General features: G+C 66.8%; 17 protein-coding genes. 7 read left to right on the forward strand and 10 right to left on the reverse strand.

Going from position 1 to position 13,454, the window contains the following annotated elements; all coding sequences use genetic code 11:
• Position 1: 1 nt before the first annotated feature.
• Both ABR323_RS11275 and ABR323_RS11280 read left to right on the forward strand, forming a co-directional pair.
• Positions 2-631, forward strand: a complete 630-nt coding sequence (locus ABR323_RS11275) for a lysophospholipid acyltransferase family protein (RefSeq protein WP_135275316.1) — start codon at positions 2-4, stop codon at positions 629-631.
• A complete protein-coding gene (locus ABR323_RS11280; RefSeq protein WP_135275315.1) occupies positions 628-1,623 on the forward strand; it encodes a phosphatidate cytidylyltransferase in 996 nt (331 codons plus the stop codon). The genes ABR323_RS11275 and ABR323_RS11280 overlap by 4 nt, the downstream gene beginning before the upstream one ends.
• Positions 1,624-1,809: 186 nt before the next feature.
• Here ABR323_RS11280 and fis read toward each other — a convergent pair whose 3' ends face one another.
• The 3 genes from fis to prmA form a co-directional block, all read right to left on the reverse strand.
• Positions 1,810-2,085 (reverse strand): DNA-binding transcriptional regulator Fis, encoded by a 276-nt coding sequence (fis, locus tag ABR323_RS11285; protein ID WP_006397198.1) that lies wholly within the window; start codon positions 2,083-2,085, stop codon positions 1,810-1,812.
• A gap of 115 nt (positions 2,086-2,200) precedes the next feature.
• On the reverse strand, positions 2,201-2,971 hold the full coding sequence (locus tag ABR323_RS11290; RefSeq protein ID WP_439449352.1) for a DUF3426 domain-containing protein: 771 nt from the start codon (positions 2,969-2,971) through the stop codon (positions 2,201-2,203).
• 42 nt (positions 2,972-3,013) lie between these two features.
• Positions 3,014-3,934, reverse strand: a complete 921-nt coding sequence (gene prmA / locus ABR323_RS11295) for a 50S ribosomal protein L11 methyltransferase (RefSeq protein ID WP_135275314.1) — start codon at positions 3,932-3,934, stop codon at positions 3,014-3,016.
• Positions 3,935-4,098: 164 nt separating this feature from the next.
• Between prmA and ABR323_RS11300 the strand changes: the two genes are divergently transcribed.
• Positions 4,099-5,061 (forward strand): hypothetical protein, encoded by a 963-nt coding sequence (locus tag ABR323_RS11300; RefSeq protein ID WP_439449353.1) that lies wholly within the window; start codon positions 4,099-4,101, stop codon positions 5,059-5,061.
• On the forward strand, positions 5,058-5,432 hold the full coding sequence (locus ABR323_RS11305; RefSeq protein WP_439449354.1) for a hypothetical protein: 375 nt from the start codon (positions 5,058-5,060) through the stop codon (positions 5,430-5,432). The genes ABR323_RS11300 and ABR323_RS11305 overlap by 4 nt, the downstream gene beginning before the upstream one ends.
• A gap of 97 nt (positions 5,433-5,529) precedes the next feature.
• Here the strand turns inward: ABR323_RS11305 and accC are convergent, their stop codons facing one another.
• The 5 genes from accC to ABR323_RS11330 all read right to left on the reverse strand — a co-directional run bounded on the left by accC (position 5,530) and on the right by ABR323_RS11330 (position 9,525).
• A complete protein-coding gene (gene accC, locus ABR323_RS11310; RefSeq protein ID WP_135275309.1) occupies positions 5,530-6,897 on the reverse strand; it encodes an acetyl-CoA carboxylase biotin carboxylase subunit in 1,368 nt (455 codons plus the stop codon).
• A 10-nt stretch (positions 6,898-6,907) separates the two neighbouring features.
• Complete coding sequence (gene accB / locus ABR323_RS11315) at positions 6,908-7,387, reverse strand: acetyl-CoA carboxylase biotin carboxyl carrier protein (protein ID WP_439449355.1); 480 nt, start codon at positions 7,385-7,387, stop codon at positions 6,908-6,910.
• A 53-nt stretch (positions 7,388-7,440) separates the two neighbouring features.
• On the reverse strand, positions 7,441-7,863 hold the full coding sequence (locus ABR323_RS11320; RefSeq protein WP_439449428.1) for a lysozyme inhibitor LprI family protein: 423 nt from the start codon (positions 7,861-7,863) through the stop codon (positions 7,441-7,443).
• Positions 7,863-8,312: a type II 3-dehydroquinate dehydratase gene (gene aroQ, locus ABR323_RS11325; RefSeq protein WP_439449356.1), complete on the reverse strand. Its 450-nt coding sequence runs from the start codon at positions 8,310-8,312 to the stop codon at positions 7,863-7,865. Before aroQ ends, ABR323_RS11320 begins: the two co-directional genes overlap by 1 nt.
• 466 nt (positions 8,313-8,778) lie before the next feature.
• Positions 8,779-9,525: a DOPA 4,5-dioxygenase family protein gene (locus tag ABR323_RS11330; protein ID WP_439449357.1), complete on the reverse strand. Its 747-nt coding sequence runs from the start codon at positions 9,523-9,525 to the stop codon at positions 8,779-8,781.
• A gap of 168 nt (positions 9,526-9,693) precedes the next feature.
• Here ABR323_RS11330 and ABR323_RS11335 point away from each other — a divergent pair, with 168 nt between their 5' ends.
• The gene (locus ABR323_RS11335) at positions 9,694-10,521 is read left to right on the forward strand and encodes an isocitrate lyase/PEP mutase family protein (RefSeq protein ID WP_439449358.1); all 828 of its coding nucleotides are present in this window, start codon (positions 9,694-9,696) and stop codon (positions 10,519-10,521) included.
• Positions 10,522-10,777: 256 nt separating this feature from the next.
• Here ABR323_RS11335 and ABR323_RS11340 read toward each other — a convergent pair whose 3' ends face one another.
• Complete coding sequence (locus tag ABR323_RS11340) at positions 10,778-11,311, reverse strand: hypothetical protein (protein WP_439449359.1); 534 nt, start codon at positions 11,309-11,311, stop codon at positions 10,778-10,780.
• A 125-nt stretch (positions 11,312-11,436) separates the two neighbouring features.
• On the opposite strand from ABR323_RS11340, the gene ABR323_RS11345 reads away from it, so the two are divergent.
• Both ABR323_RS11345 and ABR323_RS11350 read left to right on the forward strand, forming a co-directional pair.
• Entirely contained in the window at positions 11,437-12,033 is a 597-nt protein-coding gene (locus tag ABR323_RS11345; RefSeq protein WP_439449360.1) for an NAD(P)H-dependent oxidoreductase, read from the forward strand.
• Positions 12,034-12,048: 15 nt separating this feature from the next.
• The gene (locus ABR323_RS11350) at positions 12,049-12,642 is read left to right on the forward strand and encodes a TetR/AcrR family transcriptional regulator (RefSeq protein ID WP_135275302.1); all 594 of its coding nucleotides are present in this window, start codon (positions 12,049-12,051) and stop codon (positions 12,640-12,642) included.
• A 13-nt stretch (positions 12,643-12,655) separates the two neighbouring features.
• Here the strand turns inward: ABR323_RS11350 and ABR323_RS11355 are convergent, their stop codons facing one another.
• Complete coding sequence (locus ABR323_RS11355; protein WP_439449361.1) at positions 12,656-13,438, reverse strand: D-alanyl-D-alanine carboxypeptidase family protein; 783 nt, start codon at positions 13,436-13,438, stop codon at positions 12,656-12,658.
• Positions 13,439-13,454 lie beyond the last annotated feature (16 nt).

The raw sequence follows: 13,454 nt of genomic DNA on the forward strand, positions 1-13,454 counted from the left end.
GATGTTCGCCGAACTGATTGCCCGCGCCTGCAGTGGCGCGATCCATGTGGTGACCGGCGCCCGCGCGCTGTGGATCGGCTGTGCGCCGTCCAGCGAGCGGCGCGTGTATTACGGCAACCACGCCAGCCATGGTGACTTCGTGCTGATCTGGTCGTCGATGCCACCCGCATTGCGGCGCCAGGTGCGCCCGGTGGCCGCGGCCGAATACTGGCAGCGCGATGGCCTGCGTCGCTACCTGATCGATGCGGTGTTCAACGGCGTGCTGGTCGAGCGCGAGGCCGGCCATCGCCAGCAGGATCCGCTGCAGGCCCTGCGTGATGCGGTGGACGAAGACTGCTCGCTGATCCTGTTTCCGGAAGGTACCCGCAACGTGGGCGATGAGCCGCTGCTGCCGTTCAAGAGCGGCATCTATCACCTGGCGCGGCAACGGCCGGAACTGGAGTTCGTGCCGGTGTGGATCGACAACCTGAAGCGGGTGATGCCGAAGGGCCGCTTCCTGCCGCTGCCGCTGCTGTGCACGGCCACCTTCGGCACGCCGCTGCGGTTGCAGGCCGATGAGGACAAGGCCGCCTTCCTGGCGCGCAGCCGGCAAGCGTTGCTGGACCTGGCGCCGAACGGGGGCAAGGCATGAGCTTCCTGATCGATGTGTCTGGTGACCTGGCTACGCAGAGTGTCGGCCAGCAGACCAGTCTGCTGTTCGGCGGGGTCGGCGCGGTGCTGGTGCTGGCCACGGTGGTGGCCGAGACGCTGCGCTGGCGCCAGCGCGGGACGCCGAGTGCAGTGATCGCCAATCTGGTATCGCGCATCCGCGCCTGGTGGGTGATGGCGATCGTGGTCGGGCTGGCGCTGTTCTTCGGGCGTGCCGGGGTGATCGTGCTGTTCGCGATCATCTCGCTGTTCGCGCTGCGCGAGTTCATCACTCTGGCGCCGACCCGATCAGGCGACTACTACGCGCTGCTGGCGGCGTTCTACATCGTGCTGCCCTGGCAGTACTACCTGGTGTGGATCGACTGGTATGGCATGTACACGCTGCTGATTCCGGTCTATGCGTTCCTGTTCCTGCCGATCCTGTCGACCATCGGCGGCGACACCACGCACTACCTGGAACGCACGGCCAAGGTGCAGTGGGGGTTGATGATCTGCGTGTTCTGCATTTCGCACGTGCCGTTGCTGCTGAACCTGCATGTGCCCGGTCACGACCCGTCGCGCAACGTGCTGCTGTTCGCCTTCCTGGTGATCGTGGTGCAGTCCTCGGACGTGCTGCAGTACATCTGGGGCAAGCTGCTGGGCAAGCACCTGATCGCACCGAAGCTGTCGCCATCCAAGACGGTGGAGGGTTTCGTGGGCGGCGTGCTGAGCGCCAGCGCGCTGGGTGCGGCGCTGTGGTGGATCACCCCGTTCACGCCGCTGCAGGCGTTCGGCCTGTCGCTGCTGATCAACCTGATGGGGTTCTGGGGCGGCCTGGTGATGTCGGCGATCAAGCGTGACCGTGGCATCAAGGACTGGGGCCACATGATCGAGGGCCATGGCGGCATGCTCGACCGGCTGGATTCGGTGTGTTTCGCCGCGCCGGTGTTCTTCCATGTGGTGCGGTATTACTGGAAGGCGGGCGGCGGCGGGTGATTTTGCCGGGCTTCCATCCACGCATGGCGTGGATCTACTGGCGGGCGGGGGCGGTTGATTCTGCCGGGCTTCCATCCACGCGTGGCGTGGATCTACGGGTAGTGCCGGCCGCTGGCCGGCAACTGCAACATCCTGCCATCGTTCATGGGGTTGCCGGCCAGCGGCCGGCACTACCCATACGCGCACTTACGCGCTGATGCCGTATTCCTTCAGCTTCTTGCGCAGGGTGGCGCGGTGGATGCCCAGCATCGCGGCGGCGCGGCTCTGGTTGCCTTCGCAGTGGTTGAGCACTTCCACGAACAGCGGAATTTCCATCTCGCGCAGCACGATCTCGTAGACATCGTCCGCGTCGCAGCCATCAAGGTCACGCAGGTAACGGCGCACGGACTGGGCGACATGTTCACGCAGCGGTGGCCGGGCAGCGCCACGACTGTTGTCAGGACGAGAAAGGACAGCGTTCAAGGGGGTTCCCGATTCGGTTGGCCCGTGCGCGCGGAGCGCGCGGCCGGACGAGGTGGTGGCGGTCAGTCTAGCGCGAGCGTGCCCGGCCTGCCACGGCCAGGGGTGTCCGTTCTGGTCACAGGAAGTCGAAGGTGAATGCGACAGTGGACGCGGCCGGCTCCTGTACACGGAAGGCAATACGCGCGCTCTGCCCCGGTTCCAGCAGGGCCGGGCCGGGGTCTTCGCCCAGATATTGCGCCGGCATGAACACACCGCTGCCGATCACCCGGCCATCGGCATCGGACAGCGACAGGCGCAGTTTCGGCCAGGCCTGCGCCCAGCGTGCATCGTTGCGGATGCTGGCCTGCACCTGCAGGACACCCGCCTGGTTGGGCAGCGGTCGGATCTCGCGGCTGGTCATGGTGAACGCGGTCGGTTCATGCCAGGCAGGGAGAGCGCAGCGCAGTACGCTGCACAGTGTGCCCAGCCATGCGCGGTTGCCGGCGTCGGCGGCCAGTCGTGCGCGGTCGGCAAGCACGCTCTGCAGGACCAGGAGCAGGGCAAGCCCGGCGACGAGCAGCCAGTGCCAGCGGGGTGCTGGCAGCGTGCGTGCGCGCGCGCTGCCGAGGAAGCTGGGGGCCTCACTGGCGACCGCCGTTGCCTGCAGCGCGACCGGCGCCGGCTCGATGGCCACCGCATCATCAACGATGACAACGTCATCGTCGTGTCGCATCTCTGTCGCCGGTGGTCGTGCCAGGTCGATGGGATCGGCCGGCACCTGCTCCACGGGCGTTGCGTGACCGGCTTCGTCCTGCATGCGCGCATCGGTCGCAGGCGCAGACTCACCTTCCGGCGCCGTGCGCAGGAAGGTGGCCAGGGGACGGCGCGGTGGGTTCGGCTCGGACATGCTCAGGGTGCGGGCTCGGATCCAGCGGTCATTCAACCACGATCAGGCGCGGCGCACGCCGGTGATGCGCATCCAGTCGCCATCCTGGGTGGCCTGCAGGTCGTCGAACCACGCCGCATAGCGCTGCAGCAGTTCGTCTTCCTGGCCGTGCAGGATGCCCGACAGGGCGATGCGACCACCGGCAGCAACGCGTGCGGCCAGCAGTTCGGCCAGCGCGTCCAGCGCCGAAGCAAGGATGTTGGCGACCACGATCGGATAGGTGGCGACCGGTTCGTCCTGCGGCAGGTACACGTGCATCCGCGCCTGCTCGCCGTTGCGCTCGGCATTGTCAGCGGTGGCGACCAGTGCCTGCGGGTCGTTGTCCACGCCGATGGCTTCGGCGGCGCCCAGCTTCAGCGCGGCCAGCGCGAGGATGCCCGAACCACAACCGAAGTCGAGCACCCGCTGGCCCTGCAGCAGGCCGGATACGGCCAGCTGGTCCAGCCAGCGCAGGCACAGCGCGGTGGTCGGGTGGGTGCCCGAACCGAAGGCCAGGCCCGGGTCCAGCCGCACCACGGCGGCGTCGGCTGCCTGCGCCGCCTCGGGCAGTTCATGGTTCCACGGCACGATCCAGGTCCGGCTGCCGAAATCCATTGGCTGGAACTGGTCCAGCCAGGCGCGTTCCCAGTCCTCGTCCTCGACCGCGCGGAAGCTGCCGCCGCTCCAGTCCAGCTCCGGATCGAATGCTTCCAGCGCGGCCAGCAGCAGCAGTGCATTGCTGTCGGCGGGGAACAACGCACTCAGCACCAGGGTGTCCCACAGCGGCGTTTCGCCCACGCCGGGTTCAAGGATGGCCTGTTCGTTGCTGGTATCGGCCTCGGCATCAAGCAGGGTCACGGCCAGTGCGCCGACGTCCTCCAGCGCATTTTCATAGCGGGGCTGGGTCGCTTCGGTGCAGCGCAGGGTCAATTCCAGGAACGGCATGGCAATGGAGGCAATCGCGGGAAAGGGGGCCATGCTAGACCATCGGGGCGTCTCCGTATTGTCTGAGATGCCGTCCTGAGATGAACGAACTCGATTCAGACAGGCGTGTCGGGCCTTGCTAAACTTCGTGCTTTCCTGTGTGCCGTGATGCTCCACCGCCGCCGATGGCCTTTGCTCCGACCCTGAAAACCTGGTTGCTTGTGCTGCCGGCGGTGGCCGTGCTGGGCGTGGCCGGGTATCGGGCCAGCGGCCACGTGGCTTCGTCCACGGTACAGACCGATCTGCCGGGCGTCGCGGTGGCCAATGACAGCGCAGCAGCCTTGCAGGTGATGCCCGAAGCACTGGCGCGCCGCCTGTCCGCCTTCGAACACGGCAATGCGCTGCCTTCAGGCCTGCCGCTGGATCTGCGCGCCGATATCGAAGACGCCACCGACCTGTATGCGTACGCGCAGCGCCTGCGCGTGCAGGCCGATGATGGCAACCACGAGGCGCGCTGGATGCTCAGCCGTGTCTATGACTACTGCGCGCAGTATGCGGTCGACCCGGGCGGCTACCGCTTGGACAACAACGTTCTGGCTGGATTGGGGCTGACTGCCGCGCCGGCGATGGTGCAGGCACGCGAACGTGTCGCGCAGCGCTGCGGTGGCTTCGTGCCCGGTGACAAGCTGGGTCCGCCGCTGGTGCTGGCCGAGCGCCGCAAGGCGGCTGAGCAGGGCAACCTGGCGGCCGAGGCAGCGTTGTTCGCCGAAGGCGAGCCGCTGCAGGACAGCTCCGAGTACCGCCGCGACCTGGTCGAGCGGGTGCGTACCTCGCGCGACCCGGAGGCGTTCATGGCCATCGCGCCGGGCATGGGCGTGCGTGCATCGGGCGATCGCGCGCTGAACGGCCTGGTGGCCGGCGAACAGCTCAGTGAGCTCGCATGGCGGCTTGCGGCCTGCGAACTCGGTCTACCGTGTGGAGCAGACAGCGTGCTGGTCAACAGTTTTTGTGCGAACGGAGGGATCTGTTCGCAGGATGGGGCACAGGATTTCCGGGATTTCGTGTATGACGCTGCGGTTTCGCGGCAAGGTGCGGGGAAGATGAGGCAATGGATCAAGCGATTGGTTGGAAAGAGGGACGGGCAATGAATTACCGTCGATTCCTGCATGGGGCCAAGTTCTGGTTCTGGGTGGCGCTGTTCGTGGCCTACTCGGCCGGTGCGGTCGGCTTATTGATGATCGACACCTATGAAGATCGCTACCGGCATCTGTCGAAGGTGGAGCTGACCACGGTGAAGGCGCAGGAAGACGTGCGCCGCGCGGGCGCCAGCCAGGTCGCAGCGGTGTATCGCGCGCAGAGCGGCATGCCGTTCGCCTCGTTGCCGGCCGGCAGCACCTTCCAGGTGGTGTGGCCCGATGGCTCGACCGAGACCATGGTGATCATCGACCCGACGTCGCCCAATGGCGTGCGCCCGTTGGCGAAGTCGCAGATTCCGGCCGAAGCAGCAGACAAGCGCTGATGCCAGCCGGTAGCGCCGGGCCATGCCCGGCGCTACCGTAAAAACGCAAAAAGGGCGGGGATATCCCCGCCCTTTTCATGTCCACAGCTGGCGCCGATCAGGTCAACGCGATCGGCTTGTTCTTGCGCTCGGCAAGGCGCTTTTCCAGATAGTGGATGTTCTGGCCACCGGCCTGGAAGCCCTTGTCGCGCATGATCCGCTGCTGCAGCGCGATGTTGGTCTTGATGCCGTCCACCACCATTTCGCTCAGCGCAACCCGCATGCGGGCGATGGCGGTCTCGCGGTCCGGGCCGTGCACGATCAGCTTGCCGATCATCGAGTCGTAGTTCGACGGCACGCGGTAGCCACTGTAGATGTGGGTGTCCACGCGCACGCCGGGGCCGCCCGGCGGATGGAAGCCGGTGATGGTGCCCGGGCTCGGCACGAAGGTTTCAGCGTCTTCGGCATTGATGCGGCATTCGATGGCATGGCCATTGAGCACCACATCACTCTGCTTGATCGACAGCTTCTGGCCGGCGGCGATCTTCAGCTGCTCGGCCACCAGGTCGATGCCGGTGACCATTTCGGTGACCGGATGCTCCACCTGGATGCGGGTGTTCATTTCGATGAAGTAGAAGCGGCCGTCCTCGTAGAGGAACTCGAACGTGCCGGCACCACGGTAGCCGATGCGCACGCAGGCCTCGGTGCAGACCTTGCCGATCTGCTCGCGCTGCTCTGCGCTGATGCCCGGTGCCGGCGCTTCTTCCACCACCTTCTGGTGGCGGCGCTGCATCGAGCAATCGCGCTCACCCAGGTGGATGGCGTTGCCCTGGCCGTCGGCCAGCACCTGGATCTCCACGTGGCGCGGGTTCTCCAGGAACTTCTCCATGTAGACCTCGCCATTGCCGAACGCGGCCTTGGCCTCGCTCTTGGTGGTTTCGATCGAGGTCTTCAGCGAAGCTTCGGCGTGCACCACGCGCATGCCGCGGCCACCGCCACCACCTGCCGCCTTGATGATGACCGGGTAGCCGATCTCACGGGCGATCTTGGTGTTTGCGACGATGTCATCACCCAGCGGGCCGCCCGAACCGGGTACGCACGGCACGCCGGCGGACTTCATCGCGCGGATGGCTTCGACCTTGTCGCCCATCATGCGGATGGTGTCGGCCTTGGGGCCGATGAAGATGAAGCCGGACTCTTCCACGCGCTCGGCGAAGTCGGCGTTCTCCGACAGGAAGCCGTAGCCCGGGTGGATGGCCTGGGCGTCAGTGACTTCAGCGGCCGCGATCAGCGCCGGGATGTTGAGGTAGCTCTGCGGCGACGGTGCCGGACCGATGCAGACGGACTCATCGGCCATGGCCACATGCTTGAGGTTGCGGTCGACCGTGGAATGCACGGCCACCGTGCGGATGCCCAGGGTGTGGCACGCGCGCAGGATGCGCAGCGCGATTTCCCCTCGGTTGGCAATGACGACTTTGTCGAGCATGGCGTGCCCCTCAGCCGATCACGAACAGCGGCTGGTCGAACTCCACCGGCTGGCCGTTCTCGCCGAGGATGGCGACGATGGTGCCGGACTTGTCGGCCTCGATCGGGTTGAACATCTTCATCGCTTCGATGATGGCCAGGGTCTCGCCTTCCTTGACCTGCTGGCCAACGCTGACGAAGGCCGGCTTGTCCGGGGCGGCCGAGGCGTAGAAGGTGCCGACCATCGGCGAGCGCAGCACGTGGCCTTCCGGCAGCACGGGGCCCGGCTTGGCGGTGCCGCCAGTGGAGGCTTCGGTCGGCGACTGCATCGGCATCGCCTGCGGTGCCGGGGCGGCCGGAGCGGCATACATCGGTGCCGGCATCGGTGCGGCATAGCCGACCACCGGGGCACGCGACAGGCGCACCGACTCTTCACCTTCCTTGATTTCGATTTCGGCCAGGTTCGACTCTTCCAGCAGGTCGATCAGCTTCTTGATTTTGCGGAGATCCATGGTGGCCTCTTTGCTCTTGATGTCAGTGTGGTGGGAAGCGCATCGCGCTCGGGTCAAAGCAGTTCGTAGAACTCGCGCAGCTGCCGCGTACGGTCGCGCGCGAGGGTGGTCAGGCAGCGCATCTGTGCGCCGTTGCGCGCTGTACCATCGGAATTGAGTGCATAGACGGCATTGCAGTCGTGGTCGCGCAGCTGGATCCAGGCGCGCTGGGCCAGTACCAGCTGCTGTTCGGCCTCGCCGCAGTAGCTGCAGCTGCCACCGTTGGCCGGCGTACGCAGTTGCTGGCGCGCCAGGGCATAGGTGGCATTGAGTTCAGTGTCGGCAGCGGCGGCCACGTCCGAGGCGCACAGGTCGCTCTCCATCGTGGTGGTTGGATGCGCACAGTCGATGCCTTCGTCCTTGCGGTCGAAGGCGATGGCCGCGCCGCAGAGGCCAGCCCACAGCACGACGCCGGCAAACACGCGCGGCAGCATCATCACGCGCCGGCCGCCTGTACCCGTGCCAGCGCCGCATCCATCGCATAGCGATAGCTGTCGGCACCGAAGCCACAGACCACGCCCACCGCTTTGTCGCTGAAATAGCTGTGCTGGCGGAACGGTTCGCGGGTATGCGGGTTGGACAGGTGGATCTCGATGAACGGCACTGCCACCGCTGCCAGCGCATCGCGCAGGGCCACCGAGGTGTGGGTGAAGGCGGCAGGATTGATCAGGATGAAGGCGGTTCCGTCATCGCGCGCAGCCTGTACGCGGTCCACCAGCACATGCTCGGCATTGGACTGCAGGCTTTCCACCGCGTGCCCGGCGGCCGACGCCTGGACGGCCAGCGCCTGGTCGATGTCGGCCAGCGTGGTGTGGCCGTAGACCTCCGGCTCGCGGGTGCCGAGCAGGTTGAGGTTGGGGCCGTGCAGGACCAGCAGCTTCGCCATGGGATCCGGAAGACGGGAAAGGGCGGCAGTCTGGCGGAACCGGCGGATGCTGTCCAGTTCGGCGAAGTTTGGCGTGTTTCAATCAATCGTTTGAAATCTGCCGAAGGGCTTGCGGCCGTACGGCGAGCACCAGATCAAGGCGCGCTGAACGCCGTGCTGGCAGGGGATGCTTGCACGTAGGCCGACGATGACGGCAGGCTGGGCCATGGCTGATGTCGAAATGGGCCGTGATGCGGTAGATCCACGCCATGCGTGGATGAAGGACCGCCGATCAGTAGATCCACGCCATGCGTGGATGAAGGACCGCCGGTCGGTAGATCCACGCCATGCGTGGATGAAGGACCGCCGGTCGGTAGATCCACGCCATGCGTGGATGAAGGAAGTTCGGTGCGCAGCAAGCTACGCACCCACCGAGGGGCAGCCCAAGGTGCGCTGCACGCCACCCACCGCCCCACCACGCACCCGCTCACGTCTCCAGCGGCACTGTCGGTACCACGTTCGGGAACACCTCCTCCAGCGGCTCCCGTTCCCCTGGCTTGGGCGCCGGCCAGTTGTAGGCGTTCACCGGCTGTGCGCGGTTCACCCACAGCGCGTAATGGAGGTGGTCGGCGCGGCCATCGCCGGTATTGGGGTGGATCAGGATGGTCAGGCCCAGGCTGTTGAGCTGCAGCCACGGCACCAGCACCGGCAGTAGATCGTTGTTGAAGCCGAAGTAGAACGAGGGCGTGACGTGCGGGCCGCGCGGCTCCAGGTTCCAGTTGCCCAGCTCCACCGGGAAGCGCTCGGCGGCCCAGCGCCGCAGCAGCGCGGCCTTCTCGAAACTGTCCTCGTCGAAGTAGATATGCGCGTGATAGCTCCTGATATCGGTGTAGGCACGTGGCCTGGCCGGCAGCGTGGCCTCGCCGGGGCGCACACTGGTTGGACGTGGAGTCGGCTCACTGACCGTGGCCTCGCCCCAGGGGCTGCGGCCCTGGGGGGCGGGCGGAACAATGGCGCGGAAGCCCGGGCGGCCCGGCTCGGTGGTGTTCGCCGCGGCTTCGGTGCGCGCGGTTGCCGGGGCGGCCGCCGCGCTGGCACTGGCCAGGCCACCGGCGGCCAGCCCGGCCGAGGCGATCAGCCGTCGCCGCGTGGGTGAGAGCAGATCAGCCCACTGGGCGTCGTCGTCTGCATCGAACAGGGCATCGGCGGGGGAAGACTGTGGGTCCGGGTGCATGAAGGGCTCCAAGGCAGCGTGCAGCGAGGGCAGGCAAGCACGCTCAGGCACCTGCCTCGGCAGCGTCCAATAAGCAGGTGACATCACCTCATGCACCTTCGCCTTCGTTGGCATTGAGCAAGGCCGGTGACCGGGCTAGGGTGCAGGTCTGCCGCCCTGGAGCTCATCATGACCTCGCTCGATGCCGACGCCCGGCGCAAGCGCGCGACCTTCCGCCAACTGCATGCACACGGTTGTTTCGTGCTGCCCAACCCATGGGATGTGGGCAGCGCCCGCTACCTGCAGCGGCAGGGCTTCCAGGCACTGGCCACGACCAGCGCCGGGTGCGCCTGGAGCGAAGGGCGGCCGGACGGCGCGGTTTCCCTGCAGGCCACGCTGGAACATCTGCGGCTGATGGCAGGGGCCACACCGCTGCCGTTGAACGCCGACTTCGGTGATGGCTTCGGTGCCACACCGCAGGCGGTTGAAGCGGCCGTAGCCGCGGCGATCGATACAGGCGTCGCCGCGCTGTCGATCGAGGACGCCAGCGGCGTGGTGGACGCGCCGTTGAGGCCGATCGACGAGGCGGTCCAGCGCCTGCGCGCGGCACGCGCGGCCATCGACCGCGCTGGCGGCGACGTGCTGCTGGTCGGCCGTGCCGAGAACTTCTTCGTTGGCGTGCCTGATCTGCAGGACACCCTGCAGCGCCTGCGCGCCTATGCCGAGGCCGGTGCAGACGTGCTGTATGCACCTGGCATCAGCACGCGCGAGCAGATCAGCGCGGTGGTTGCCGCTGCAGGCTCGAAGCCGGTGAACCTGCTGGTCGGTGGACCGACACCGCTGAGCCTGCAGGACATCGCTGCGCTTGGTGTGCGCCGGGTCAGCCTCGGCGGTGCGCTGGCGCGTGCGGCGTGGGGCGGCTTGATGCAGGCCACCCAGCCGATCGTGCAGGACGGCCGCTTCGATGGGCTGCAGCAGGCCGCCTCGGGCACCGCGTTGAACGCGTTGTTCCGCTGACGGAAACCTGGGTACAGGCTGGCAGCAGTAGATCCACGCCATGCGTGGATGGATGCGCCTGCGATTACAGCGCTTCCATTCCGCCCTTGGGCAGCGTCACGCCAGGCTCCAGCGCCGGCAGCAGTAGATCCACGCCATGCGTGGATGGATGCGCCTGCGATTACAGCGCTTCCATCCCGCCCTTGGGCAGCGTCACGCCAGGCTCCAGCGCCGGCAGCAGTAGATCCACGCCATGCGTGGATGGATGCGCCTGCGATTACAGCGCTTCCATCCCGCCCTTGGGCAGCGTCACACCAGGCTCCAGCGCCGGCAGCAGTTGACGCAGCAGCGCGGGGTTGTCCAGCAACGCAGCACCGTCAATGAAACGCCATTGGGTTGTGCCGACGCGGCGCACAGCAACCATGAACGAGGTGCTGCGCATCGGCGATTCGCGCACGCGCAACAGCGACTGACGCGGCACGAAGCTGACCTCTTCATCGTCGGCGGCATAAGTGCGGCCGGGCACGCCAGCGTCGTCGCTGATGACGGTGACGCCGGCCTTGCGCAGTTCCTTTACAGTCTCGCGGGTCATCCGTGCATAGGCCTCATCGCCGCCCGCCAGCCGTTTCAGGCTGGGGTGGGTACGCGCGATGATCAGCTCGGCATCGCCGCGGCCGAACGCGTCCAACATCGCCTGCACGTCTTCGCGCAATGCCTTTGAATCGCCGGGGCTGAGTTCACCTGCGAAGGCGGGTGGCAGCGTCATTGACAGCAGCAGGGCCAACAGAGGCAGAAGCAGGCGTCGATCCATTCTCGGGTGTCTCTGGGGAACCGCCGCACTATACGACCGAGGCGGATACAGCGTCCTGCCGGTAGCGCTGGTGTCAGCTCAATCACTACTTACTATTGGTAGTTAGTGATTCCTGGAGATCCCGCATGCACAGCCTCATTGTCGTCACCCATCCCGAACCCGGCTCGCTGACACACGCCATCGCCCAGCGTATCGGCGCGAGCATCCGCGCTGCCGATGGCGGCAACACCGTAGACTTTGCCGATCTGATGGCCGAAGGGTTCGATCCGCGCTTCAACCAGCAGGACCAGGCGCTGTTCCGCGGTACCAGTGGCGAACCGGCCGACGTGGCCGCCGAGCAGGCCCGTCTGGACGCAACCGATACGCTGGTGCTGGTGTACCCGCTGTACTGGTGGTCGTTCCCTGCGCTGCTGAAAGGTTGGATCGATCGCGTGTTCACCCAGGGCTGGGCCTACCAGGACGGTGCCGACGGCAAGGTCCAGAAGAAGCTGCATCGGTTGCACGTGCATCTGGTCGGCATTGGCGGCGCGGGCGCGGAGATGATCGAGCGACGCGGCTACGGCACGGCGATGAAGACCCAGATCGACATGGGCATCTTCGACTACTGCGGTGCGCGCGTACTGTCATCGGAACTGCTGCTGGACGCTGATTCCGGCGCAGCCGGGGCGCATCTGCAGTCGGCCGATGAGATCGGTCGTAAAATCGGTACTCCGATGAGCTGATGCCGTGTGCCGCCGATGCCTGCCAACGCCGCTCCCACGCGCCGCCGATTGACCCGCGAGCAACGCGCCCGCCAGTTGCTGGATGTGGCCTGGGCGCTGGTTGGCGAAGAAGGCACTGACGCGTTGACGCTGGGACGGCTGGCCGAGGCGGCGGGTGTGACCAAGCCGGTGGCCTACGATCACTTCGTGACCCGCAATGGTCTGCTGGCCGCGCTCTACGACGACTATGACGGTCGGCAGACGGTGGTGTTCCACGAACGCATCAGCCACGCGAAAGCGCAGCTCGCCGATCGTGCTGCGGCCATCGCCTCCGGCTATATCGATTGCATCCTCAGCCAGGGCCGTGAGGTGCAGGGCATCCTGGCGGCCTTGGTGGGCGCGCCGGAGCTGCACGTGGTACGGCAGCGCTACCAGCAGGATTTCATCGACAGCTGCCAGGTCTGGCTGGGCCCGTTCGCCAGCGACGGTACGGTGCCGCTGGCGGGACGCTGGGCGATTCTCGGTGCGGCCGAAACCCTGTCCGAGGGGGTGGCCGCAGGCGCGCTGGACAAGACCGACGCCGAGGCCGAGCTGCAGCGGCTGATCGTGGCGACGGTCAAGCGTCGCTGAGCCGCGCGAGCGGTCAGCCGCCGGCCAGTGCGGCGAATCCTGCCGCCAGCTGATCGCGCACCAGTGCGTCGCGCGCGCTGCGGCTGTCAGAGCCCAGTACCACGGTGATCAGCCGCACCGGCTGGTTGCGACCGGGCACCGGTCGGCACGCTGTCGCGGCCAGGCAGAAGCCTGCGGCCTGCGTGTAGCCGGTCTTCAAGCCATCCACGCCGTCGTCGCCAAGCAGGGCGTTCTGGTTGTTGCGGCTGAAGCTGCCGTGCGCGAACGCGCGCTGCGCGGTGACCGCCAGGATCTGCGGATGATCGTTCAGCAGGCAGGCGGCCAGCACCGCCATGTCGCGCGCGCTGGATGCATGGTGCGGCGTGGTAATGCCGGAGACGCTGGCGAACCAGGTGCTGCGCAGGCCGAGCTGGCGTGCGTGCCGGTTCATGCGCTCCAGGAACGCAGGCTGCGATCCGTCCAGGTGGCGCGCGACCGCCAGCGCCGCGTCATTGCCGGAGACGATCATCAATCCTTCCAGCAGGCGCGCGAGGGTGACTGTTTCGCCGGGCGCCAGGCCCATGCGCGTCTCATCATCGGCCACCACATGCACATCGTCGGCGGCGACGGTAACTTCGTCGTCCCACGAGCGCCCGCGCTCCTCGACACATTCGTAAGCCGCGTAGGCGGTCATCAGTTTGGTCAGCGAAGCCGGTTGCCGTGCGATGTCCGCGTGGTGCTGGTGGATCACTTCGAGCGTCGTCGCATCAAGGGTGATGGAGGACAGCGGTGCACGCGCAGGGGCAGGAGACGGCATGGAGGCGGCGATAACA

Origin of the sequence: Stenotrophomonas sp. ATs4 (assembly GCF_051861585.1) — a bacterium.
GTDB lineage: Bacteria > Pseudomonadota > Gammaproteobacteria > Xanthomonadales > Xanthomonadaceae > Stenotrophomonas > Stenotrophomonas maltophilia_AS.

What these genes read in the sequence shown, in the direction of transcription:
- ABR323_RS11340 (WP_439449359.1), bottom strand. Translation starts at nt 11,311, where the DNA reads ATGGATCGACGCCTGCTTCTGCCTCTGTTGGCCCTGCTGCTGTCAATG.
- ABR323_RS11280 (WP_135275315.1), top strand. Translation starts at nt 628, where the DNA reads ATGAGCTTCCTGATCGATGTGTCTGGTGACCTGGCTACGCAGAGTGTC.
- ABR323_RS11335 (WP_439449358.1), top strand. Translation starts at nt 9,694, where the DNA reads ATGACCTCGCTCGATGCCGACGCCCGGCGCAAGCGCGCGACCTTCCGC.
- accC (WP_135275309.1), bottom strand. Translation starts at nt 6,897, where the DNA reads ATGCTCGACAAAGTCGTCATTGCCAACCGAGGGGAAATCGCGCTGCGC.
- ABR323_RS11275 (WP_135275316.1), top strand. Translation starts at nt 2, where the DNA reads ATGTTCGCCGAACTGATTGCCCGCGCCTGCAGTGGCGCGATCCATGTG.
- ABR323_RS11305 (WP_439449354.1), top strand. Translation starts at nt 5,058, where the DNA reads ATGAATTACCGTCGATTCCTGCATGGGGCCAAGTTCTGGTTCTGGGTG.
- aroQ (WP_439449356.1), bottom strand. Translation starts at nt 8,312, where the DNA reads ATGGCGAAGCTGCTGGTCCTGCACGGCCCCAACCTCAACCTGCTCGGC.
- prmA (WP_135275314.1), bottom strand. Translation starts at nt 3,934, where the DNA reads ATGCCGTTCCTGGAATTGACCCTGCGCTGCACCGAAGCGACCCAGCCC.
- ABR323_RS11345 (WP_439449360.1), top strand. Translation starts at nt 11,437, where the DNA reads ATGCACAGCCTCATTGTCGTCACCCATCCCGAACCCGGCTCGCTGACA.
- ABR323_RS11330 (WP_439449357.1), bottom strand. Translation starts at nt 9,525, where the DNA reads ATGCACCCGGACCCACAGTCTTCCCCCGCCGATGCCCTGTTCGATGCA.
- ABR323_RS11350 (WP_135275302.1), top strand. Translation starts at nt 12,049, where the DNA reads ATGCCTGCCAACGCCGCTCCCACGCGCCGCCGATTGACCCGCGAGCAA.
- accB (WP_439449355.1), bottom strand. Translation starts at nt 7,387, where the DNA reads ATGGATCTCCGCAAAATCAAGAAGCTGATCGACCTGCTGGAAGAGTCG.
- ABR323_RS11320 (WP_439449428.1), bottom strand. Translation starts at nt 7,863, where the DNA reads ATGATGCTGCCGCGCGTGTTTGCCGGCGTCGTGCTGTGGGCTGGCCTC.
- ABR323_RS11300 (WP_439449353.1), top strand. Translation starts at nt 4,099, where the DNA reads ATGGCCTTTGCTCCGACCCTGAAAACCTGGTTGCTTGTGCTGCCGGCG.
- ABR323_RS11290 (WP_439449352.1), bottom strand. Translation starts at nt 2,971, where the DNA reads ATGTCCGAGCCGAACCCACCGCGCCGTCCCCTGGCCACCTTCCTGCGC.
- ABR323_RS11355 (WP_439449361.1), bottom strand. Translation starts at nt 13,438, where the DNA reads ATGCCGTCTCCTGCCCCTGCGCGTGCACCGCTGTCCTCCATCACCCTT.